We start from the raw sequence: 24,092 nt of genomic DNA on the forward strand, positions 1-24,092 counted from the left end.
GGGGCACCCTCCTTCTTCGTCGCGGCTGGTTCGGCGGACGACTGCGCGAATCCAGCAAGCGCCAGGCTCGTAACAGCAGCAATGGCAATAGTCTTCTTACCCATGGGCACACTCCCCTCCAGTTGCAGCACCGGGACCCCAACCTTAGGTAGCAGGCGCGCCGTAAACCGCTTGTCCTCGTAATACCTGATCTTGTCGCACTTCACCGGATGAGGGATACCCTCAAACAGGATCACTTCCTTATCCGTCCCCATGGCCTTCAGCTCCTGGGGAAGCATCAGCGCACGGCGCTCGTCGGAGTGACTCCGGGATGTGTCGCGTCCTCGAGTCACGCTCTCCTTGCGTACGGTGGTGTAGCCGAGCATGTCCGAATAGTCGTTCGCATCCTGCTGTTCACGGGGAGCGTAGATGATCTGCAGGGCGTGATTGGTGATGATCGTCCGGGAAATGTCTTTTCCGTAGGTCGCATCCAGCTGGGCCATGCTCTGGATGATCGGCAACAGGCGGATGTTGTAGCCGGCCATGTACGAGACGGACGAGGCCAGGATGTCCACCTTCCCGATCGACGTGAACTCATCCATCAGCAGCAGGCACTGGTGCTTGAGCTCCGGGTTGTTCTGTGGGAGCTCCCGCGTGTTGACGTTGATCAGCTGGCTGAAGAACAGGTTGATGATCAGGCGGCTCTCGGCCAGCTTGTTGGGCTGGATCCCGATGTAGATGGTCATCTTCTTCTTGCGCACGTCCGTGAGCAGGAAGTCGTTCCGGCTGGTCGCCTCGTCCAGCACCGGGTTGATCCAGGCGTTGAGGGGTTCCTTGAACGTGCCCATGATCGAGGCGAAGGTCTCGTCCGCCTGCGACAGGAGGTTGGCAAAGGCCGTCTTCGCGTCCTTGCTCAGGAACGGCCTCGTGGTCAGGCCTTGCAGGTACGCCCGCAGATCCCTGCCATCGCCCGAGGAAAGCCGGTAGACCTCGCCCAGGGTCGGAAAGCGCTGCGCGCCGAAGGGCAGCTGGAGCTTCCGCTCCGTGTCGAAGCTCTCGAACAGGTAGAGGGTGAACGCTGTAAAGGCATTCCGCGCCTGGCTGACCCAGAATTTCTGACCGTCAGAGCCATCCGGGTACAGCATCGCTGCGATCGACTGGATGTCTGAGATCCGGAATGCCGGATCCGCTGAGATATAGCTCAGTGGATTCCAGCGATGCGTGCGCCGGTCTTCGGCGAACGGGTTGAACAGGTAGATATCGTGACCCTGCGACGCACGCCATCCGCTGGTCAGATCGAAGTTCTCCTGCTTGATGTCCAGGACGACCATGGATTCCTGGTATTCGAGAAGATTCGGGATGACTACGCCAACGCCCTTACCCGAACGGGTGGGTGCGGCGAGGATGACGAATTGCTGGCCCGAAAGGCGAATGAGTTCCTTGCCGAATTTACCTACAACTATTCCTTTGGGGGAATCTTTGAGCAGGCCGGCTTTGGCCAGGTCGGATTTTTGGGCGAAGCGGGATTCGCCGTGTAGGGAGCGTTGTTTGGTGCGGAGTAGCGGAATGCACGCAGCTAGCCAGACGCCCAGCGGGGCGACGAACCCGATCGCGGTCGCTAGCTTGATCTTCCAGACGTAGGGGGCGAACTGCGGGAGCGTGGTGGCTTGCCAGTAGGGCCACCACGTGTGCCAAGAGAGATCTGCCGTGACGCCGATGAGCGTGAGGGTCAGGTAGCCCGCGAGGTACAAGCCACCGACCAACGCGGCGGCAAAGAGAGCGGATCCCAAGCCGAGCCTTATCTTCCAATCCATCAACTGTGCTCCATGCATAATGACCGGCGGAGTCTACACACCTCGCGAGCGCCCTGTCCGTTTCCACGACAGATGCGCGTGCGCCTCCGCTGCGACGCAAGATGGAGGTCACTCCGATCACATTCTCACTACAACTGAAAACGGAAGGTCATCGTCGTCATTCGTATGCATATAGCGATACATGCCTACGACACGGATCTTGCCCGCTTCTTGCCGAAAGGCGTCTTTTCCCCAAACCCATGCGGAGTAGTTGTGCTTCGCCTCCGGAATCACGATCGGGGTTTCAGCAACGACCGAGCCGCTTTCCAGGTCCAGCTTGACTACGTGCACGATGCCTTGGTTGAGCGAAGCAGAAGCGTAGGTATCGAGTTGAAGGAGCACATAGAGAAAGTCGCCACTGCGGAGACAGTGCGTGGCGCGACCGCCGAAGAAGTCCTCCGGTATCTTTAGCTTCTTTACCCAAACGGGCCGTCCACCCGTCGCGCTCGTGAGGTAGACGTACGGGTGGGAATACGTCCAGTCCTCGTCCTGCACGTAGCCCACAACACAGTTCCTACCCTCCCCGACCGGAAGCGAAGCCTTGCGATGAAAGTCCTTGGGGATCCTTGCGCCCGAAACGGTACGGCCACCAGCACCCGCCGAGCCAAGCTCCGCGCCGATCACGATCGTACTCGCCGCCGTCGCCATGGCTGTGGCCAATACGATCACCAGGCTTCCAAGCTTTGCCCTGATCACATCACCGGCCCTTGCTGAGACATCTGGGCAGCCTGTTCCTGACTCTGCTGACGGATCTGCTCCATCTGCTGATCGAACTGCTGAATCTGCTGGATCGCCTGCTGAGGCTCTGGCGGAGGTGTGCTCAGGTCGACCACAGCCGTCGTAGATATCAGGCCGTCGGAGTTCATGCTCAAGGTCATGCTGTCGTAGTCCACATGTAGACCGCTCAGGTTCTTGGCGGTGATTCGATGCCTGTGGCACGCGGCAGTGAACTGCACCAAGCGCTCCTCCGACGCATTGGGCAAGCAACGCTCAAGTTTGTTGTAGAGGTCGTGATCCCGACTGTTCGGATTCCGGGGATCATCCAGCGAGTGCTGCCGATGTTCCGGGGTCGGGCCTACTCGGGAAACGCTGTTCGGAACCGTGTGTCCGCGTCCGAGCACGCTCTCCTGACGCTCGGCCCTTGCCTGCTCATGCACCTCAAACCGCCGCATCGCATCAGGCCACTTCGACGCGCTTTCCTCCATGGGCGTACTCGCCTCGGACGTTGCCACTGCACTCCTTAGGGTGAACTGTTCATTCGTCCGCCCCTTCGGTATCTGCATCGCCCGCAAGGCGTCACCACGCTCCGACAGCTCGATGTGATCGACGCGCTCCAGGCCATCAGCGCGGGCCTGCACGGTCAGTGCGGACGAGATGTTGTCGGTGTAGTGATCCGGCGCCCGGCCGAGGCTCCTATCCAGTTCGACGACGTGCCGCCTGACCTGCCTGAAGAATTCATGGTCTGGGTGTGCGGGAAGATCGAGACGCGTTGGCAGCGGAGGGGCGTTATCGGGCGCGACGGGAACGTACTGGTGTGCATTCTTGCCTTGTACCGTGTGGTTGAAGGTACGCGGGGCTGACGGTAGCTGGGTGCTATCGAAGTACTCGCCGTTCCCATGGCTCTTGGTCAAGTCGAGGCCCTGGCGCTCCAGCACGTCCTCAAACAGGCCGAGCCTGGCCATGTCGAAGGTGGGCTCCGGCTTCCTCCCTTGAAACAAGGGCGCCTTTTTCTCCGCTGCGAGAATCTGCTCGATGGCTTGCTTCCCGTAATGGTTCGGGTAGTTAGATACGTGGTCGTGGTTGAGGCCCATGACCCGCTCTTTGCTCCCCAAAGGAAAGTGGTCCCTGGTCGGGCGGTCGAAGTAGTGCTTGCCCAGGGCTTCGATGTTCCCGGCGGTCGGGCTTAACGTCATATCTGCATTGAGCACAATGTCTGGGTGAACGGTGGCGGGGCCGCCCGAGACCTGAAACGGCACGAAGTCACGCATCCGATCATCTGCCTCGCCCATGGCTTTGAGGGTCACGGGCTTGCCGGACGCCTCCATCCAGCTCTGCACAGCATTCCACCCCGCGATCTGCCCCCTGGCTTCGTCTTTACGGACCTCTCCGAGATACGCAGCAAGCACCGGTGTGTAGTCGTGGATGGGTGAGGAACTCTGGGAGATATGATTAACGCCGTCCCTCAATGCCACAGTCGCCTGCAAAGCGTCCGCCCGGTTGAAGGCATGTTGAACCTCGTGACCGACAACGAAGGTGAGGGCCGCGGCATTGAACGTCCTGCCCGGGCGTGCGACGAGGGCACCGGCAGGAAGCAACATCGTGTGTGTTTCACCGACATAGGCACCGCCGATGTTGGCGTTGGGCGGCAGCAGTTCGAACCTCTCCAAGCCAAACTTGTGAGGACTCGTGGGGTCTCTGGTCGTGGCTGCACGCTTGAACTCGCTGGCGAGATAAGGCGACCCGTTCAGCGTGTTCTGAAGATTCCTTACCATCTCGGGCGATGCACCACCTACCGGCTTGCCTCCGTTCGTCACCACACCCGAGGCGAACGCTACAAGCATCGACTGAACCCTACAGGTCGCTATGAGATCCGGGGTCGGAGCCGCCCCGGAATCTCGGAACGCGCTGGATGGCAGACTCACCGAGCCTCGCTCAGAATCGAAGCGACCAACGTGATTCGCCCGACTCCCTTCAGTGTCGATCTGGAACGAACGCATGGTTCCTGCCGCAGCCGCTGCGTTGAACGCACGCAGGGTCAGCTCACTGGCCTCGACCGCGGCGCGTAGCTGCACGGCTCTTTGGGGACCGGTCGACGATCGCACTTGGAAGTCTCCAAGCATCGCCTCAAGCTGGGCGTTAATCCTTTTCATGTAGATCCATTCCTTGGTTAAACGTTTCCACGCACATAGATCGTCCAGGCGCACATAAGATCGTCGTTCGGCCTAGCCCATCGCGTACTTACCTCGACCCAGGCGTCGTTTGTCTTGGAAAACGTCCAGAGCAGCACCTCTCCCAATTCGCCCCATTCCCGACCTTCGGCATAGCCGGCCCGCAAGAGCCTGTCTCGCAGTTTGTCGAAAGGCAGGCGACAGTACGGCAGTGGATCGTTAGGGTCACGGCTACTTCCGAAGTGCAGGAAAGCTGAGCGCTCAGAGGCGACCCCTCCATCCGCGAAGCTGAGCGTTACCCAATCACCCTCGGGATAAGCGGCGCTCGCGTCGCCGCTACCGGCCTCTCCGTGCCGCAGTTGGCCCCCTACCGCAGTTTGGATCCTGTCGAAGGACACGTCCGATCCGCTACTGAGGGTGTAGATATATCCGAGATAGCCGTCTACGAGTTGACTCGGGTCTTTGGTGGATAGAGCGGCCGTCGACGGGTGAGCGCCGTAATCGGGTCGCGGAGGTCGCTCCGAATTCTGCGGGGATGACGCGTAGGACGACGCCGCTTGGTTCAGACCGAGGCTCGCCGTAAGGTACGCGCTCCCATCTTCGATCTTCATTCCCTTCGCCCGCTCGATCGCCTTCTTTAGATCTGACTCATCAACGACGTGGAGGTCGGGAGCAGCCCCTACCGGCGAGAGATCGTCGACGCTTACGCGGAAAACATAGTGCCCTGCAGACACAAGCATGGTCCCATCCCCCAGCCCCATGCCAGTACCAATGATTGAATCCCAGGGGACGCTCGGGCAGCCCGATGCCGAAGATCGAGGGTAAAGAAGCACCTTTCGCCAGATAGTCGACTTGAAGTCGTCAGACAATCGCTCTGACACGTTGAGTTCGGGCTTGCAAGAAACACTGTTACCGAACTGGAGTGAGGAAACGTTGACATGCACGTTGTTCCCGATGGCACCGTCAGGCCTTGGATCCTTGAAATAAGAGACGGGATGCAACGTGCCCCGATGGGTGATGCCTAGGGAGTCAACGAAGGCGTCTGCGTACCCGCCCGGATTTTGGACCGTGACGTTCTCGATCCTTCCCGAGAAGAAATCCAATGCCTTCGTGTGACCATGTCCCGGCGATGCGAGAACCCAGGCAATCCGCTTGCCATTCCTATGTTCCACGAACATGCTCTCCGGCCACGCATCGCCACCTCCGACAAGCTGACGCTCCGCAATCCCTGTGTTTGGCCACGCCGGTCCCGTAGAGCTGCGGGCGGGCGCCGCTGCCATGCTCAGAGCGGCTGCTATCAGTACGAGCATCAGTTTCACGGTGTGTCTTTCCTTTGCCAAACTGGGGCCTCGTTACGTGTGACGCTGACTAGCGAGCGCGGCCAAGGATGCAACAAGGGGTTGACGAATTTGAGTGCGCGAAACGCGTTCGGGGCAATTTTCAGAAATCTTCTATTAACCGTGACCGCGATTCTCAGGCCCGCCCTGCCCGCTCCCACGTCAAGCGCGCATGCGCCTCCGCCGTGCAGCGCACACCCAGACGCGTCAGCGCACTGATGGCTTCAAGTCCCATCGCCATACGGTTGCAATCGACCGTATCGGACTCGTGCACGAGTTCGGCCAATAGCTCGGTAAGGCCTCGGGCGTATTGCAGCCACTCGGTGGCCTGGTTCAAGAGATCGTGTGTGGAGGTTTCGGCTTCGTTGATGTCAGTCATGGTCTTCTTCCTTTCGGATGGCCACCGCACGTCCAAGTTGCGGCACGCCGTGCAAAGCGCGACGTGCCGCGGACCATAGGACTCGCGGTTTCAACGACTGCCCGTGTCCGGGCGCCGGCGGCGTAATTGACGAAGTGGATCGCGGCGTCAGCCCTGACCACCGACCCAAGCGGCTACGTGCCGGGTAGGACGGCCAAGAAAAATCTTAGAAAAAGCGGCCGCCGCCGCGGTTCTTCAACCGTGTCTGCGCGGTATGCAGACAGGCCGGTGACCGTTGGGGGTGTCGCCGAGGGGGTTCGGCGGGCGAGCGGGTGCCGTATGATCGGGGGTAGCCATTGTGACTCCACGTAAGTTGGAATGGTCAGCGAGTCGGGAGTGTTAGTGCACTCTCGGCTCGCGCTTCTCACCGCTTTAAGCGATGGTTGTCTGCGCGGCAATGATGGCGACGACGCAGACAACAGAAAGACCGTAGCAAAACAACATTCGGTTGTCTGTAGTCCTACGCGATGAAGCGCTCATTCGCCCAACCTCACGGGCTCTCGTCAATGCTTTCGGGAACAGCGCGGATATGACGATACGTCACTGGGCAAAGCAGCATCGCCTTCGTCTCGCCTGGACAGGCCTCGCCTGCCTCGTGGCGTACTTCTTGACCCCTGTGCTGATACTTGCCTTTATGCTGGATCAGCGGGTACTCAGTCCCTCGCACTCGGAGGCGACCCATGAGCAATGGCGACACGTCGTAACCACGAACGAAGGACGCGGCGTAGCTCTCCGCCGCTACAGCAATGGCCTCAACGGTAAGTGCGTGATCTTCTTCCCCGGCCAGCAAGGCGGAATGGCGAGATACGAACGAGACCTCCTGCCCTTGATTCGAGTCGACGGCGTCGCCCTCTATACGATCTCGTATCCCGGCCAGGATGGCGCTCCAGGGCAAGGCTCGCTCAACCACCTCTCCGAGGACGTGGAACGTACGCTGAGATTCCTTACAGACGACGGCCTTTGCACGATGGGGCAAAGCCTTTTTGTCGGACGCTCCTTGGGCGCAAGCATCGCTGTCCTGGAAGCTGCGAAGTTCCGACCTAAAGGCGTATTGGTGGAAGGCGTATCTCCGGACCTGGCAACGGCCATTCGAGCCTGGATGCGTCGGCACATCGCAACATGGGCCTGGCAGTCGTTACCCATCCGAGCCCTCGTACCGATGACAGGGGAGCTGGAGCCGCCGGTAAGCCGTTGGCAGGGTCCGCCCATGATCGTTTTCCAGGGCACCGACGATAACGTCGCACCCTTTGATGCGGCGAAGGCACTCATGTTGAACCGTCCGGGCGTGAGGTTCGAAGCCGTGCCCGGCGGCAATCACGAAGATACCTTTCTTATCGCGGGACCAGCCTACCGAGCTGCACTTCTTGATCTTTCAGATCGATAGAGCCACAGACGTCGGCCCACCTCTTGGCGATAGGGGCGAAATCCGCGTTTGACCCTGGCAGCTTCGCCACGACCGCTGTTGGCACCACGCGCCTGGGCACGGGACATCAGCGATATCCCAATCCGTTTATGGGTGTCCGTAAACGACCGGGACCTTCGATAGACCCAGATCTTTCGATACGCGCGTAAAGTCCGCTGAATTCGGGCGCAGGCTTTGGGCACCCGGTAGGGATGGGTCAGAAACGAAGGCGGGGTCGCTCTTTGTCAGCAACCGCCCACCCGGGGCGTAAATATGATGCCACTCGCACGCTTCCGCACTGCGCATGCAGGACAGCCCAACACGGTCTTATTGTTCCAAGCCCTGCGGTGCCGGCAGAACAACGGGTTGCGCAGTGCCGGCGCGCAGAACGAGTTCGTTTCGCTCGCAAGACGGCGAGGCTTCGCTGCAGCGGACGATCATTGTCGACCGGCCGCAGGTCTTCGCGAAAGCCGGATGCGCGTTTTCGGCAGCTCGACCGGAGTCGCCGGAGGCCGACAGGACAAGGAGTGCGGCGGCTAGCAGGATTCGTTGTCCTGACATGCCTATTTCCTTCCTAATGGAGGAATCACGATACCTATCGTTGCGTCCAAAGCAAGCCGCGGGGCCCGTTGCGTCTTTCGACACGGCCAGCTGAGCCTTCTGTACCGGGTTCAGATCCATGTCAGCGGATAGCAGGCGCCTACTGAATAAGCGGACACAAATGCCGATCGAATTCGGGCGACGATCCAATGTCAGCGAATGCGACAGCGCTGCGCGTTCCCGTTGCTACTACGACATGCATATGATCGTTGCCTCACTCACACATTTGTCCCGACCCCGTTACTTTCCCCGACTGTGCTTTCAGATTATGCTCAAACCCAAGGGGGCTTCGGCCTAACGGTAGTGAGTTGATCTAGGCGAAGGGGTCGTTGTGACTGGGGGCGAGTACAAAGCAAAAGAGGAGCCACAACGAGAGCGCCGCGCTCTCGTTCTCCAGTACGCCGGCGAAAGGCCATGAAAGGAGAGGTTCTCGATCTTTCCGGTTTTGTAGTAGGCGAGACCTACAGCCGCGCAGACATCACCAGGATCGGCCTAGTGTCTCCGAAGAACGCCACCTGGGGTACTGGCATCGGTGAGTTCGAGAATGCCGTTCTTCTTTTCGTGACGCTTGAGAAGACTGACTACCACTATCGCGACCAATTCGACGGAGGCCTGTTCTGGTGGCAGAGCCAGACTCGCCAAACTCAGACAGACCGAATTCTTCAGAGCCTCACTTCAGGTGAACGCGAAGCCCATATCTTCTGTCGAGTTCGAGCAAAGCAATCCGCGACATTCCCTTTTGTCTACTGTGGTCGTCTCTCAGCTCCCTTAATGGACGGCGAGAAGCCGGTCACGTGTTTATTTGAAGCACTCGATATCGTTGAGGACGCCAAAGGAGAACTTGCTCGCGTCTACGAATGGCGTCCAGGCAAATCTATGGAGGCCGCCGAAACTGACCGCAGGCAGTTGCTCCTCGAAAACGAACTAAGTAAGCCGCGGGCCCGTGGCCAGGGGCGCGTCAGAGACTATCAACGACGCAGGGTTGTTGAGATGTACGCTATGGACCTTGCGAAGAAACACTATGCTGCACTCGGCTTTAAGGTGACTGACACATCGAGCACACATCCTTACGACTTAAGTTGCTTGAAGAACGATCGGGTCACACGTGTGGAGGTAAAGGGTACGCAGACGACCGGCTCTACGGTCGATGTGACCGTCGCTGAAGTCGAGTCAGCGCGTTGCGGAGAAAAGCTAGGCTATGCAACCGACCTGTTCGTCGTCCATTCGATCCGTCTCACAGGGGCGGGTGATTCGATCCACGCGAACGGCGGGACCATTCACAAGATTAGCGACTGGTTCCCGATGGATGCGCGTCTGAAAACCATGACTTTTCGTTATGAGGTCGAACGGATCTAAAGCGTGTCGTACGATCTATGAGAACCTTTGAGGAGATGAAGGACTATGGATGCGCAGACCAATCGTTTGAATTCCGTCGTTCATCAGATCGAATAACACGACGAGAGAATGGAATGACTCATCGGGGATGCACCGTTTACGCCGCTATTGCATATACCTAAGCGGGGTTTTCGCCTATAGCGCCTGATGCGACCACTGGTGGTCGCAGAAGTGAATCTGGTCTCCCATCGTACGCATTGCATGGATCAGGCCATCGAGCCGATGGCGATGCGCGCTTCGCTCATTCAGCACGTCGATGACTCGCACCACCATGCCATTTCGGTACGGCCAGTGGACGCATCATAAATGCCTTACGCAGTCCAACCTACGGACCAAGCCGGTGTACGTTGGACTGAGTAGTACCAAGCCGCTGTCCGGCCGAAACAGTCGGCGTATCGACCCTTCCCAGCGCACCAAAGCAAACGGTCATCGCTTGCTCTAGCGCACCGGCGACCAAGTCCACGCGAACTGCAGAGACCCATACGGGGACCCCACCGGCCGGATTTTCAAACACCTCTCGTGGGAAAGCTCTCAAGCCTATGTCCGCCGAGACCACTGCCTGTCGTGGTGGCCACCCCTCTAGCCTGAATGACATTCTTCCGTGCACCGCCAAGGGAAACGGCAATACGCCCGTAATGATCTTCCAGGTCTGGGTAGTCCTGTTGAAGCCAAGCAGGAAAAGCTTGAGCCGCGGCGACTGGAATCAACGAGCCGTTCACCATCACACTTCCACGAGCGAGCTTCCTTGCCATGGGCAGTCCCGCACCGCCTCCTGTAAGAACGACCGTCAAGTTACGCCGTGGATTCACCCGAATCCAGGTCATAAACTCAGGATTAACTGCCTCAAGAAGTTCAACCATCGTGCGCTGCAGCGAAGTCTCAAACTCCCTTACTGCCCCCTGATCCAAGAACTCCTCCAGCGTCACTTCGATCGCTTCGCCGCTATAGAGAACGATATAAGCCGATCCTGTCGTAAACAACGATTCTTTGTAGCTTCTGATGTTGCGCTCAAGATCATAGGAAATATTAATGAACTTCGGATGCTCCGACGTCACACCCGAGCGACGAAGAACAAGCCCTTTGAGGATCTTATCGAGGTGATTTCCTGCCTCAGTAATTCCTCTCGCCGACTTGTCCACCTCCATTGCAGTTGCCCGGGCGGTGTCGACATCACCCTCGTCGTCCAAGACCACCGATAGTCTATACAGGCTGAAGTCGCTCGTTCCGGCGCCAACGTCAACCACTAGTGCGAGAGCATCGTACGTACTTCGCCAACTGAGCATCGAACCCGCGACCCCTAGCGGCTCAGTCAAACTCGCCGTGATGAACGGATAGTCGCGCTTTGTAGCACGAAGCTGATTAACTGCCGCGATGAATCGACCAAGGTCAAGACCTTTGTCCACTTCTTGGTCGAAGGTGTCCGCAAGTACTTGCGCCTCGCCCAGGAGGCTCTTCAATTTCTGCTCGACGACCTTTGCATTTGCGCGCGGGAAGCAGGGCATCGCGAAGCGCCGATTAAAGTTGCGGGGAACTGTCAAGTCCGCGGCGTCGCTCAGCAGGGCACGATTCACGGTCCAAGTAAAAAAAGTGAGGTATGCAAGAACAAGATGCTCGTAGGTGATCTCACATCCTGTCGGATTGTGGTCTCTATCGACTGGCGTCCCCAAGTTACCCTCAGAAAGCCAGCGCTTTATGTTATCTAGGCGAGACCGAGGACCGTCAGGAGAGCTCTCAGCCTGTTCTACAGCGTTCTGCCCGAACCAGATTCGGCTCGAATCGTCCACAAATAGCGAGGAAACCAACATTACCTCGTCAATCTCTTCTTGGTTCCCTGGAATACCGAGGCGAAGTACGCGAATTTCCTCAAAATTGGCTTCTTCGTTGTCGTTGACAAATGTTGCCTTAGACATGGCGGTCCCGAAGTCAAGACACACTCTGTACTCGCTCTTAGCTTCGGGAAGAGCCAGCGTGGAGAGGTCAACCTCTACATCGACTACTGTTTCCGGCCGAGCCGGATCCGCAACAAGAACCGGAGCAACGCCGATTCCATCAGATCGTACGGATGCATCTCGTTCCGCGACACTTGGTAGTAATGCATCAGATGTATCCACGGAAGTTGCAACGCCTCGTATCAACAGATCGAGCGCGGCTAACTCTTTCTCCGTAATCCTGCCCTCTAATCGGAAACGGCCTTCGCTGTCCACCTCGATACGGTCGCGAAAATTAGAGAGAATAACTCGTGCAGTTGCGAAATCCATCGCTCATATCTCCGGTTCAACACGCGGCCTAACAAGCATTTTAATCTTCCCTCCGAACTCCTTCCTAATCCCGTCGCGAATCACCCTAACACTCCTAATTCCGGATCGATGACCTCCTTCCATGTCATGCTCGATCGGGTTGTATTCGACGATGCTACCAACTAAGTCCGTTTTACTAAGCCGCCTCATTCGTGCCAGCCTCTCGGCGACTTGCGCAATGCTCTCGTAGCCGACCGCAGCTCGCTGTACAGTCGCAGCTTGGCAGGCATCGAAGGTCTTGAGCACCGGAACAACAGCGCTATTCAACTTACCCATGCTGTCCCTATTTGCGTCCAGCTGAATGAGCAACTCACCGATCTGCTGATCCTCAGTGTTACCTAACTTATGCTCTGCAGCCCGCTCACTTTGGGAGACACGACCTACCTTCAGCCAGTAGTCCGCGACCTCAGGGTCGATGTCGGCCGCCCCAGAAAAATGTCTCTTGACCGCCGCCGATATTTGGCCGGTGGACGTCCAACATGCCTCCATCGCCCGCAGAATCTCTCTATCAGTACGATTCTGCCTCGCAAGCACAAGCGCCGTCTCTAACAAGTTCATCTGCACCTTCGGAATCATGACTGATGCTTCCAGAAAGCGCGCCCACGGGCCGGGAGCAAGAAGCCTCTTTCCATCAAGTAATAGCCGGTACGTCTCAGACTGGAGAGCATGAGAGAATCGCAGCTCAACCATGCGGACGAGAATGCTCACTGCCGCGTCGAGGCTCGGATGCAGAACGTCGCTATCGGCCGCCGAAACTGCACCTCCAGCCAAGCTCGACAGGCTCAGGGCGAGGGAGACTCCTGGCTCCTCTCCGACTTCGCCGTCGAACGTGCGTACCGCTTCGGATAGCGATTCATACACCCGCCGGAGTCTCCGAATGCGCGTGTCTGGCTGGTCGATTGCGCTTAGCGCAGCCTGTGCGTCGATAACACACCGAAGACAATCAGAGACATTTCCAGTTCGATAAAGAAGAACTCGAAGCAACTCCTTTCGGGCATTGTTCGCCGTTTCGATTGTCAGCGCCTCGCGCGCGCAGTAGGGGATGATCCACTCCTCATCCACGTGCGCCAAGACCCTAGCGGCGTACTCTTTCGCCTCGCCGTCACCAAGAGTCTCTACAGAGGGAGGCTCGTCAGTGAACAACCCGGAAGCCGCGCGAAAGACCTCAATCTCACGCCCGCGAGCAACTGCTGCCAAGCGGCCTAACATAGCTGCGGCGAAGAGCTCTTCCTCCGCTGGCGCTGCTGACGCGAGATCTATGATCACCCCCACTACGGAAGCGAGGTCGTCGCCCTTAATGAGCTGTTGGATCTGCATTTGCTTCATGGACTCTGTGAGCAGATCGTTGAGCGATTGCAGGTCATCCGCTTCACTAATCCGCCGGAGGCTCACTGCCGCAGCTTTCGTCATTTGCTATCCCCAGTAGCGTCGGTGCAAAAGATGCGTCGTAGGCGACCATCTCGGACGATTTTCCCATACATAGCCCTGACTGGCGCGCCCCTTCAATTGCGACCAGCCTAGGATGCTGGGATACTGTATCTGCTTCGTCTAAGCGACAGGGGCCACCTTGCCGAGTTCCGTTCGGCGAGCCCCTGTGGCAATCAAGCTATCGCCTCATCGTCGCCCTCGACCGAAATCGGGCGCTCGCGCGGACGCTAGTTGGGCCGCCAGATCCGTGCCGAACGTAGACGAATTCATCTCATACTTCTCTCTGTTTTGGCCTACCCGGCTCGACCGGACCTGGACGCGCGCCACGCGTGCTCCCTAAGCGCCTCTGACCCCGCCGCAAAGGTCATGGCGTATTCCACGAGAGACAAGCGGGCGAAGACCCATCCGCCCGTGACTCGCAGCGGATGTAGACGACACTTCCATGCCGAATTCACCTACAAATAGTTGCAGGACTTTTTGCAGATTGTCCAACCGCCTTAGAACGCTGCGTGGCGCCCGCTCGCGAACGGCGGGGTAGTTAAGTGCTGCTGCGGAGGCATGCGAGCTCAGTTCATATGCATCTCGACCTCGCGGGAAGCCCGCGTTTGCAGTCCGAACACGTAATCGGCGCCGCCTCAAAGGCACGAAGTTTGTAGGTTGCGGCAGAGGCAAGGGCTAAACCCTACGCCCGGGAGCTTGTCGGGGCTACAAGGCAGTTTCACCGGCGGACGAATCCGAATAACTGCGGCTTGGTCCGCTGCGAAACGCCCCTATCGCGGCGCCGAGATTAATTAGCTGCCTGATTTGGATGGGGTTTTGAGATCGCTGGACGTTTTCCCAACAATTGCTCTTGCTCGAGCTTTGAATGTTGAGATACTTCTCTCTGAGACAGAAGGCGTTAACGTGATGGTCCGAAGACCTACCATGTCAACATGTGCGGGTTGAGGGGCTTCGATGGAGGAACTGGCGCCGAGATCGCGAGTCACTCAGTCGCGCCCGGGTACCACGACGATACGCCAAGCTTACGATGAGAAAGGGGCCTAAAGTTCTTGATCATCCTGCCGATGCCCGAGAATTGCCCTGGCGATTTTGCTTCAGGTCGACTCGTAGATTACGCACGCTCGTTGCGCAATCCAAAACGTAATGGTCTAGACAGTCCAATAGGAAGAAACGTATGCAAGCGCAGGAGACCGAGTTTCAAACCGACTTTGCGGTTGGCCCCAGTGCAATTGGTGCGTATGCAAGACTGAGTTACACGATGTGGCACGCGCTCGCGGAGTTCATAGATAACTCCACGCAGAGTCGGAAGAATTACGATGGAATCGTCGACGAAGCGTTGAAGGATGAGGGGAGTCCTCTCGTCGTACAGATAACTTATTCGAAGCTCTTGCGGACCATCATCATTGAAGACAATTCGATAGGAATGTCGCGTGAAGACCTGATCAATGCCCTTCGAATTGCTCATCCAACTGCAGACAGTAAAGGTCGATCAAAATACGGGATGGGCTTAAAAACCGCCGCTTGCTGGATCGGCAAGCGATGGGTAGTCGTCACGACCGAACTTACCGACGGCATGGAATACACGGCCACCATCGATGTCGAGGCAGTAAGTCGAGGAGAGAAAATCCTAATAAAGGCGCGACCGATTGATCCCGGCACTCACTACACGCGCATCGAAATCGGCGAATTGAACAGAACCATTCAAGGACGTACCGAGGAAAACATACGAAGCTACCTCGGGTCCATGTACAGGTTCGATCTTAAGGATGATCAACTTAAGCTTCTCTACAACGGCGATCCAATTAATCCTCCGGACGAGTTGGAGTTCGATACCGATGCGGCGGGAGCGCCCTATAAGCGCGATCTCCCAGCAAAGAAGATCGGAGAGCACCACGTCAAGGGCTGGGTTGGAGTCCTGAAACGCGGTGGCCGAAAATACGGCGGATTTTCCATGTTCCAGAACAAGCGACAGATTCAGGGCTTCCCCAACGCTTGGAAGCCACGAAACATCTTCGGAGGAGTCGACGAGGAAGGGGCAAATAACCTCATATCTCAGAGGCTAATCGGTGTAATTGAACTCGACGGCTTCGACGTGAGCCACACCAAAGATGCAATTCTTTTTCGTGATGGTGAGCAAGAAGCACTTGAGGAGTTTCTCGAGCAGCAGACGAAGGACTATTGCGACTACGCAAGTAGGCGAAGGGGAACGACCGGCAAGCAGTGGAACCGTGACAAGGTACGCGACCTCATCAACGGTATGCGCGACGAATTCTCCACGGATGAGTTTAAGGACGCCGCACAAGATGTCTTACCCCCGCTTGCTACGATTCTGGAGAACAACCGGAAGCAAGCTGATTCTGTAACCACAGATGAATCGGTCATCGAGGTTGAGGTTGTTCCGGGATTAAGAGTAGTCGTCGCACTGCAAGAGCGAAGTGAGAATGATCCTTACCTCACGATTACGACTGCGGCCGCGCCCGGAAAGATCTTTGTCATTATTAATAATCTACACCCGTATTACGCCGACATCGACTCACCCGACGCAAACGAGGAGTGCATACGCCAGTTCATTTACGATGCCATCGCTGAGTACTTGGTTTCGAAGCAGACCGGCAAGGTCTCGCCTGAGTCGATGAGAAAGAAGAAAGACAGCCTACTTAGGGCGAAGTCCGTTCGCGGGGCGAATTTGGCAGATGCCGTCCGCTCAGGGCACGTAGATCTCGGTGACGTCCTGTCGGACGAGCCATGACTGATGAGTTCCGCCTAAGGAGATGGCAGACCGAGGCAATCGCTAGATGGACCGCAAACGGCAATCGGGGAATTGCCAGCGTGGTGACAGGCGGAGGCAAGACAATTTTTGCGCTCGCATGCCTCCGCAGATCACATTGTGAGACAGCCCTGATTCTTGTTCCCACCATTGCTCTCGCCGAACAATGGTGGGAAGAGTGCGCCGCCTTCCTCGAGATACCGCGAGATGACATAAAGATCCTCACTGGAAGGAACGGCATTCAGCGCGGCACCGTGAATATCGCCGTTCTCAACACCGCGGCTAAGCTCCCTACGACGACGAACGCGGGGACCCTCATGCTTGTGGTCGACGAGTGTCACAAAGCGGCGAGCCCGCTGTTTAAAAACGCTCTCGAGATCCCGAACAATGCTTCGCTGGGCCTTTCCGCAACGCCAGAGCGGCAGTACGACGACGGGCTACTTGACATACTAATTCCAAAACTTGGCCCGATTGTTTATACATACGACTATCGAGACGCGATGAGGGACGAAGTTATCGTCCCGTTCACTCTTCAAAACGTCGTATTCGATCTTGAGGACGATAGGGAGGTTGAGTTTAGGCGGCTCAGCCGCGCGATCGCTACGTCCATATCCAAGAACGGGCCGGATGCCGAGGCATCCGTTGCTCTGATGCTCAAGCGAGCACGAGTGGTCAATCAAAGCCCTCGTCGGGTGGAGTTGGCACTGCGCATTGCGGCGTCGCACAGACTCAATAAGATCCTCGTATTCCATGAAGACATCGAGGCATGCGGGGTCATTGATGAAGTTCTTCGAGCAAATGGCATCCGCTCGGGGATATACCACTCGCGCCTGCCCTTGGGCGACCGAGGTTCGGTGCTTCATCACTATCGTACCGGCTCTATAACGTCGCTGGTAACTTGTCGGGCCCTCGATGAGGGCTTCAATGTCCCGGACACCGAGATTGGCATTATCGCAGCGAGCACCGCGACACGCAGACAGCGGATACAACGATTGGGGCGCGTACTTCGGCCTGCAGAAGGGAAAAGCAGCGCCGTTATCTACACGCTGGCGGCAACGCGGGGCGAGATAGATCGGCTCAAGCTCGAGGAGCAAGACCTAAGCGACATAGCAAACGTCAGCTGGAGCCGCGCATGAAGACCCTTGTACTGTGCAACCCGCAAGGTCGGGAGGTCGTAGCGCAGATTGATCCTGACCGCTTCGCGGAAGACCAGTTCGAGCATTATGTAGTAACTGCACTGTGTGCTGCGTACTCAGACTATCACTGCATGACTTTTGGAGGAGCCACGTTCATCTATCAGGGAGATCGCCGCCGACCAGACCTAGCATTAGTCGCCAAGGATTATTCGCACTGGTTTGTGATCGAGGTTGAACTTCATTCGCACTCATTCCAGAACCACGTACTGCCTCAAGCTAGATGCTTCGCCCTAGGTGAACCGGAGGCGTCCTGTGCAACTTCGATGGCTGCCGGCCTAGGCATTGAACGAGCCCAAGCTGAGACGATTGTGTCATTGGTTCCGCGGGCGGCTGCTGTAGTTTCCAACCGGTGGAGTCGGTCGTGGGCGACGTCGCTCAAAGCTCTCACGTGCCAAATGCTAGCTGTCAATGTGTTCGGTAGTAGCCCCGCGGCGCCTCATCTCGAGATCAGTGGAAGCTTGAGCTGCTTTGAATACAGCATCGGCTTTGGCATTTACAACGCGAAGGACAAATCGATACGACTCAGCAAATCAGTGAAGTTGTCGATTGGAACAATTCAGATCATTGACAATCGTGGATTTCCTGCGATGTGGGTATCGAGGCAAACTGCAAATCATCTATGGCTGTCAAAATTGGAGGGCACGCCCGACATTCCGGACAATAGCCACATTCAAATCGTTCGCGACGTGTCTAATCGCTTCATTCTTCGGATTCCCTAGCCTGGCACATAGCTCTTCGGCGGCGGCTTTCCACCGAATGAGTCCAGTTTGACCGCCTCAGCTTCCTTGCTAACCGGCAAGATTGTCGGAACGGTGTAAACACCGCTTTCCTTAGACACCGCCTTGTCACCTGCCGCCGCCTGAAACCTGCCCAGCGCTCCGAGCAGATAGTCCTCGACAATCTCACCGCAGATCCATTTCCGACCCAGGCTCTCGGCTGCCTCGCCAGTCACGCAGGAACCACCGAACGGGTCTAGAACGGTATCTCCTCGATCGGTCAGCATTCGAATAAAGAAATCGGGGAGCGTCCTAGGAAAGCGCGCTGGGTGCGCTTTGATGCCCATCTCTCTGCAGAACTGCTGATAGGAGTCATCCGATACAGTATTGGGCGCCGCAATCAAGTTAGGCGGGATTGCACCGCCGTTGTCCCTACCCCAGGTCTCGGAGACGACATGACCAGACGGGCGAGGACCTGAGTTGTACCCATTTTTGAATAGAGCCTGTTGAGACTTGCCGTATGGCGTTAGCACCCTTCGATTGCTCGCCTTAGGCCATGGCGTAGGCGATAACCACCACACTGGGTTCACCGCGTCTTTCACTCGGAGACGTCTAATATTCACCCATTCAGCGGGGGCCGGCATTCGGGCAGGGTTCCACCAGTAGAAGTCCTGAGCGAGATAAAAGCCGTACTCCTCGCAAAGCATAGCGAGCAGTTCAAACTGATAGAGACTCTTCGCCGGCATCCCCTCGAGCCATGCCGGGCCAATATCAATTACCAGGCTACCTGTTGGCTTGAGTACTCGCTTCATCCCCTCTGCGAATGGCCTGAACCATTCCAGATATCTGTGAGCAGGCTCGTTTCCGTACTTCTTCTTACGAATCAAGCCGAAGGGCGGAGACGTCATGATCAAGTCGACAGACTGCTTCTTTAGCGTCGATTGCATCAGCATCCGACTGTCGCCCAGGTACATCCGACCGCGTCCTTCGTGCCACCATAAATCGGGTGGATCACAGCCCTCTGCCTGCCACGAGGGAACAGCAGCCGGGGCGCTCTCTGTGTGCTCGGATACCCAACTCTGAAGCAACGCTTCAACGTCCGAAAATCCGTTGTTGGACGCCATGAGCTTTAGGCGACGAACCTCCTCCGACGAAAGGCGAAGGCTCACAGCCCGCGTTCTACCTGATTCCTTTTTGCTCATCACGTACCAGATGCGAGTTAGAGGCGGCATAGTTACCGCGTTTACCCGCAAACGGGCACGACGCATAGCTCCCCAGGCCAAAGTTTAGTGAGGAGCAAGCTAAGAGGTAAAGACAAACCAGTCGCTGCACGCGACCAGCAACCGCTATTAGCAGCGTACCATCACCCGCACTTCGAATACCCACAATTCAAACAAGTCTGACACCCGTCCATCAGCACCAACGCCTGCGTATTGCACTTAGCGCAGAGGGTGGCGCCAGCTGGGAAGCCTGATGCGTTCATGTGGGCCGCTTCTGCGGCGGCCTGAGAAGCATCGCCGGCGGAGCCGGCTCCTACAGGGGCTGCTGCGGTAGCGGCGGCCGGCGTTGCGGGCTTGGCGGCTTTTTCGTAGGCGGCACGCTTCTCGGCGATGAGTGCGCGGGTCGCGTCGCTCATTTCCGGGTCGTGGATCAGGCCGATCGACTTCATGTGCTGCTCGACCACGGCGCCGATCTCGGCGACGATGCTCGGCATGTAGACGCCGCCGGCCTTGAAGTAGCCGCCTCGCGGATCGAAAACGGCCTTGAGCTCTTCAACAATAAACGTCACGTCGCCACCCTTGCGGAAGACGGCGGACAAAATTCGGGTGAGCGCCACGATCCACTGGAAGTGGTCCATGTTCTTCGAGTTGATGAACAGCTCGAAGGGACGGCGCATTTCGTGTTTGGTACCGGCGTTCAGGACGATATCGTTAACCGTCACGTACAGCGCATGCTCGAAGAGCGGCGACTTGATCTTGTACGTGCTGCCGACGAGGGTCTCCGGTCGTTCCAGGCTTTCGTGCATCTGGATGACTTCGGCCACGGGCGCGGCTTCTTTCACCGGCACGGGCGCGGGGGCCGGAGCGGCCTTGTCTTCGGGCTTAACGACGTTATAGCCCTTGATCTTCTTTTCGATCTTGATCGCCATGACTCTTCTCTTATTAGGTATCCCACCCGGCGCCTGGCGCCGGGTGGGATGGGTGCTACTTACTTACGACGGCCACGAACGGCGCTCTTGCGTGCCGCCGTACGACCGGTCTTGCTGGCAGTGGACCTCTTGACCGCCTTGGGGGCGGTCTTCTTGCTGGCGGCCTTGCGGACCGTCTTCTTTACAGCTGCGACGCGACCGGCGCTCTTGCGAGCTACCTTGGCCACGCCCTTCTTGACGGCCTTACGAGCCGTCGAGACCTTCTTCGCAACGCGACCGGCAGCCTTCTTGACCGTCTTGCGGACGGCGGCGGCCTTCTTCACGACGCGACCGGCTGCCTTGCGGACAACCTTCTTGACTGCTGCTGCCTTACGGGTCGAACCCTTCTTGGCGGCGGCCTTCTTGGAAGCGACCTTCTTGGCGACCTTGGCAACCTTCTTCGAGGCTACCTTGCGAACCGGTGCCTTCTTGACGGCCTTCTTCACCGCTGCCTTCTTGACCGCGACTTTCTTCACGGCCTTCTTGGCAACCTTCTTGGCGGCAACCTTCTTGACCGCAGCCTTCTTAACGGCAGTCTTCTTGGCCGGTGCCTTCTTGGCTACTGCTTTCTTGGCCGGAGCCTTCTTAGCAGCAACCTTCTTCACAGCGGCCTTCTTGACCGCCTTCTTAGCCGAAGCCTTCTTGGCAGCAACCTTGGTCGGCGCAGCCTTCTTCGAAGCAGCCTTCTTACCAGCCGCCTTCTTCGGAGCAGCCTTCACCGCCGCCTTCTTGGCCGGAGCCTTCTTGGCAGCCGCAGCAGCCTTCTTCGGCGCAGCCTTCTTAGCAGCGGCCTTCTTCGGCGCCGCTTCAGCAGGTGCAGCCTTAGCCGGAGCCTTGCGAGTTGCCTTCTTCGCAGCCTTCTTAGCCGGAGCCGGCGTCTCCACCGGGGCAACCTCGACAACAGCCGCCTTCTTCACTGCCGGCTTGCGAGCCTTCTTGACGACGACCGGAGCCGGCTCCGACACGAAGTCGGGCTCGCCCAGATCACGTTCAACCGGAGCTGCTTCGACCGGAGCCGGGGTCGGCTCGATGGTCTTGATGGCGACCGGCTTACGCTTGACGACTTTCTTTGCGACGACCGGCGACGGCGTCACTTCAGCGGCGACATTCGTCTCCGCTTCGGGCGTCTCGACGGTGTCATTGGTGTCGATATCGGGCAGCTCACCCTCGACAACCTGGTTTTCGTTGGACATGTTTTTCCCTCTCCGCGGGGTCAGAACTTACCGTAATAGCCTTCCTTCAAAGCATCAAAGAGGTTCGCGGCGGTGTGCATTTCACCGTCGTATTCGACTTCTTCGTTACCCTTCAGTTCGACAACGCTACCGTCTTCCAATTCGAAGCGATAGAGGGTGTTCTCCAGGTCGGTTTCTTTTACGAGCACGCCCTGGAACGCGGCGGGGTTAAAACGGAAGGTTGTGCAGCCCTTCAGACCCTGCTTATGGGCGTACATATAGATGTCCTTGAAGTCCTCATACGGATAATCCGTCGGGACGTTCGCGGTCTTGGAAATGGAAGAATCGATCCACTTCTGCGAGGCCGCCTGGATGTCTACGTGTTCTTTCGGGCTGATGTCATCGGCGGAGACGAAGTAATCCGGCAGGCGGGTCTTCGGGTCGTCGGAGAACGGCAGCGCCTCGGAATTGATGAGGGCGCGGTAGGCCAGCAGCTCGTAGCTGAAGACCTCGACCTTCTCTTTCGACTTCTTCCCTTCGCGGATCACATTGCGGGAATAGTGGTGCGCAAAGCTGGGCTCGATGCCGTTGGAGGCATTGTTGGCCAGGCTGAGCGAAATCGTGCCGGTGGGCGCGATGGACGAGTGGTGGGTGAAGCGCGCGCCGGTCTCGGCCAGGGCCTCGATCAGCTCCGGGGCCACTTCAGCCACGCGCTGCATGTAGCGGGAATACTTCGCGTGCAGCACGCTGCCACGGATAGCCTGGCCGACCTTCCAGCCGTCCTTGACCATCTCCGGGCGCTTGCGCAGCATCTCGGCGGTGACCTCGTACTCGCGGACCAGGACGGGCGCACTGCCCTTTTCCTTGGCCAGCTCAAGGGCGACTTCCCAGCCGGCGATGGCCATCTCACGCGAGACTTCCTCGGTGAAGGCGACCGCATCGGCGTTGCCGTAGCGCATCTTCAGCATGGTGACCGTGGAGCCCAGGCCCAGGAAGCCCATGCCGTGGCGGCGCTTGGAGATGATCTCTTCGCGCTGCTGCGCCAGCGGCAGGCCGTTGATCTCGACCACGTTGTCGAGCATGCGGGTGAACACGCGGACCACCTCGCGGTATTCCTCCCAGTCGAACCGGGCCTTGGGGCCGAACGGATCGCGCACGAACACGGTGAGGTTGATCGAGCCCAGCAGGCAGGAGCCGTACGGCGGCAGCGGCTGCTCGCCGCAGGGGTTGGTAGCGCGGATGTGCTCGCACCACCAGTTGTTGTTCATCTCGTTGACGCGGTCGATGAGGATGAAACCCGGCTCGGCGTAGTCATACGTCGAGACCATGATCATGTCCCACAGGTGCCGCGCGCGGATGTGACCGTAGATCTTGCAGGCGACCAGGCCGTCTTCGCGCGTGACGTAGTTCTGCGAGGTCGGCCATTCGCGCCAGAGCACCTTGGTGGCGTCGGCGAGGTCGATCTCGTGCTCTTCCTTGATATGCACCGGGAAGACCGTCGGCCAGTCCTGGTCGTTCTCGACCGCTTCCATGAAGCCGTCGGTGATCAGCAGCGACAGGTTGAACTGGCGCAGGCGACCGTCTTCGCGCTTGGCGCGGATGAATTCCTTGGCGTCAGGATGCGCGATGTCGAAGGTACCCATCTGCGCACCGCGGCGACCGCCGGCGGAGGAGACGGTGAAACACATCTTGTCGTAGATATCCATGAACGACAGCGGGCCCGACGTGTGGGCGCCGGCGCCGGAGACGTAAGCGCCGCGCGGGCGCAGCGTCGAGAACTCGTAGCCAATGCCGCAGCCGGCCTTCAGCGTGAGACCGGCTTCGTGCACCTTCTCCAGGATGTCGTCCATCGAGTCGTGGATGGTGCCCGAGACGGTGCAGTTGATCGTGGAGGTGGCCGGCTTGTGCTCGAGCGCGCCAGCGTTGGAGGTGATGCGGCCAGCGGGAATGGCACCGCGGCGCAGGGCCCAGAGGAAACGCTCGAACCAGTGCGCGCGCAGCTCGTCGGTGGCTTCCGTATCGGACAGTGCGCGGGCGACACGCTGGTAGGTCTCGTCCACCGAGCCGTCGACGGGGTTACCGGACTTGGCCTTCAGGCGGTACTTCTTGTCCCAGATGTCATACGAGGCAGGCTGAAGCGGAATGGCCGCGGTCTCAAGCCCCATGGCTTGCGCACGTGCAGTGCTCATGTATGTGTCGTCCTCGAGTCGCGGCCTTTGTAGGCCTCTTATTGGTATGCGTCGACGCAACCACCTCGACAGCTCTCCCCCCGGAGCCTCTGCCGACCATCCGTGCTCCCTTCGCCGGCCCCGTAAAGCCTTTACCGACGATGGTTTATAGATTGGACCTGAGTAACCGCAGCACCAGCGCTAGGTAACAAGGGAACCTGGGAACACAAGATGTTGTGGTTACGACCGGAGTGAACATTAAACCCGGAAGGGGTCGAAGTAAAGTGT

15 protein-coding genes and 1 pseudogene are annotated in these 24,092 nt (G+C 58.1%); 5 read left to right on the forward strand and 11 right to left on the reverse strand.

Annotated features, from left to right (window positions below):
• Window positions 1–143 precede the first annotated feature (143 nt).
• The 5 genes and pseudogenes from C8J98_RS09710 to C8J98_RS09730 all read right to left on the reverse strand — a co-directional run.
• Window positions 144–1,793: pseudogene (locus C8J98_RS09710) on the reverse strand (type IV secretory system conjugative DNA transfer family protein); the annotation flags it as partial.
• A 117-nt stretch (window positions 1,794–1,910) separates the two neighbouring features.
• A complete protein-coding gene (locus tag C8J98_RS09715; RefSeq protein WP_146171617.1) occupies window positions 1,911–2,501 on the reverse strand; it encodes a hypothetical protein in 591 nt (196 codons plus the stop codon).
• Between the two features lie 23 nt (window positions 2,502–2,524).
• The gene (locus tag C8J98_RS09720) at window positions 2,525–4,702 is read right to left on the reverse strand and encodes an XVIPCD domain-containing protein (RefSeq protein ID WP_107912987.1); all 2,178 of its coding nucleotides are present in this window, start codon (window positions 4,700–4,702) and stop codon (window positions 2,525–2,527) included.
• A gap of 17 nt (window positions 4,703–4,719) precedes the next feature.
• Window positions 4,720–6,039 carry a hypothetical protein gene (locus tag C8J98_RS09725; RefSeq protein WP_107912988.1) on the reverse strand — a complete coding sequence of 440 codons (1,320 nt, stop codon included), beginning with the start codon at window positions 6,037–6,039 and terminating at the stop codon, window positions 4,720–4,722.
• A 154-nt stretch (window positions 6,040–6,193) separates the two neighbouring features.
• On the reverse strand, window positions 6,194–6,436 hold the full coding sequence (locus tag C8J98_RS09730) for a hypothetical protein (protein WP_107912989.1): 243 nt from the start codon (window positions 6,434–6,436) through the stop codon (window positions 6,194–6,196).
• 568 nt (window positions 6,437–7,004) lie between these two features.
• Between C8J98_RS09730 and C8J98_RS09735 the strand changes: the two genes are divergently transcribed.
• Window positions 7,005–7,859 (forward strand): alpha/beta hydrolase, encoded by an 855-nt coding sequence (locus C8J98_RS09735; RefSeq protein WP_107912990.1) that lies wholly within the window; start codon window positions 7,005–7,007, stop codon window positions 7,857–7,859.
• A gap of 1,032 nt (window positions 7,860–8,891) precedes the next feature.
• The gene (locus C8J98_RS09745; protein ID WP_107912992.1) at window positions 8,892–9,833 is read left to right on the forward strand and encodes a DUF3427 domain-containing protein; all 942 of its coding nucleotides are present in this window, start codon (window positions 8,892–8,894) and stop codon (window positions 9,831–9,833) included.
• Between the two features lie 545 nt (window positions 9,834–10,378).
• On the opposite strand, the gene C8J98_RS09750 is transcribed toward C8J98_RS09745, so the two are convergent.
• Entirely contained in the window at window positions 10,379–12,130 is a 1,752-nt protein-coding gene (locus C8J98_RS09750) for a hypothetical protein (RefSeq protein ID WP_146171618.1), read from the reverse strand.
• Between the two features lie 3 nt (window positions 12,131–12,133).
• Entirely contained in the window at window positions 12,134–13,579 is a 1,446-nt protein-coding gene (locus C8J98_RS09755; RefSeq protein ID WP_107912994.1) for a hypothetical protein, read from the reverse strand.
• A gap of 1,192 nt (window positions 13,580–14,771) precedes the next feature.
• Between C8J98_RS09755 and C8J98_RS09760 the strand changes: the two genes are divergently transcribed.
• From C8J98_RS09760 to C8J98_RS09770, 3 genes are read left to right on the forward strand one after another with little or no spacing between them, the layout of a single operon-like run.
• On the forward strand, window positions 14,772–16,346 hold the full coding sequence (locus C8J98_RS09760) for an ATP-binding protein (protein ID WP_107912995.1): 1,575 nt from the start codon (window positions 14,772–14,774) through the stop codon (window positions 16,344–16,346).
• A complete protein-coding gene (locus C8J98_RS09765) occupies window positions 16,343–17,500 on the forward strand; it encodes a DEAD/DEAH box helicase (RefSeq protein WP_107912996.1) in 1,158 nt (385 codons plus the stop codon). The genes C8J98_RS09760 and C8J98_RS09765 overlap by 4 nt, the downstream gene beginning before the upstream one ends.
• Window positions 17,497–18,279: a hypothetical protein gene (locus C8J98_RS09770; protein WP_107912997.1), complete on the forward strand. Its 783-nt coding sequence runs from the start codon at window positions 17,497–17,499 to the stop codon at window positions 18,277–18,279. The genes C8J98_RS09765 and C8J98_RS09770 overlap by 4 nt, the downstream gene beginning before the upstream one ends.
• Here C8J98_RS09770 and C8J98_RS09775 read toward each other — a convergent pair.
• The 4 genes from C8J98_RS09775 to C8J98_RS09790 all read right to left on the reverse strand — a co-directional run bounded on the left by C8J98_RS09775 (window position 18,276) and on the right by C8J98_RS09790 (window position 23,825).
• Window positions 18,276–19,250 carry a site-specific DNA-methyltransferase gene (locus C8J98_RS09775; RefSeq protein ID WP_199229867.1) on the reverse strand — a complete coding sequence of 325 codons (975 nt, stop codon included), beginning with the start codon at window positions 19,248–19,250 and terminating at the stop codon, window positions 18,276–18,278. The genes C8J98_RS09770 and C8J98_RS09775 overlap by 4 nt on opposite strands.
• Window positions 19,251–19,639: 389 nt before the next feature.
• Window positions 19,640–20,425 (reverse strand): NrdJb, encoded by a 786-nt coding sequence (locus tag C8J98_RS09780; protein ID WP_107912998.1) that lies wholly within the window; start codon window positions 20,423–20,425, stop codon window positions 19,640–19,642.
• A gap of 59 nt (window positions 20,426–20,484) precedes the next feature.
• The gene (locus C8J98_RS21950) at window positions 20,485–21,558 is read right to left on the reverse strand and encodes a hypothetical protein (protein WP_199229868.1); all 1,074 of its coding nucleotides are present in this window, start codon (window positions 21,556–21,558) and stop codon (window positions 20,485–20,487) included.
• A gap of 119 nt (window positions 21,559–21,677) precedes the next feature.
• A complete protein-coding gene (locus C8J98_RS09790) occupies window positions 21,678–23,825 on the reverse strand; it encodes an adenosylcobalamin-dependent ribonucleoside-diphosphate reductase (protein ID WP_107912999.1) in 2,148 nt (715 codons plus the stop codon).
• Window positions 23,826–24,092 lie beyond the last annotated feature (267 nt).

It is taken from the genome of Luteibacter sp. OK325, from assembly GCF_003050935.1.
Lineage (GTDB): Bacteria > Pseudomonadota > Gammaproteobacteria > Xanthomonadales > Rhodanobacteraceae > Luteibacter.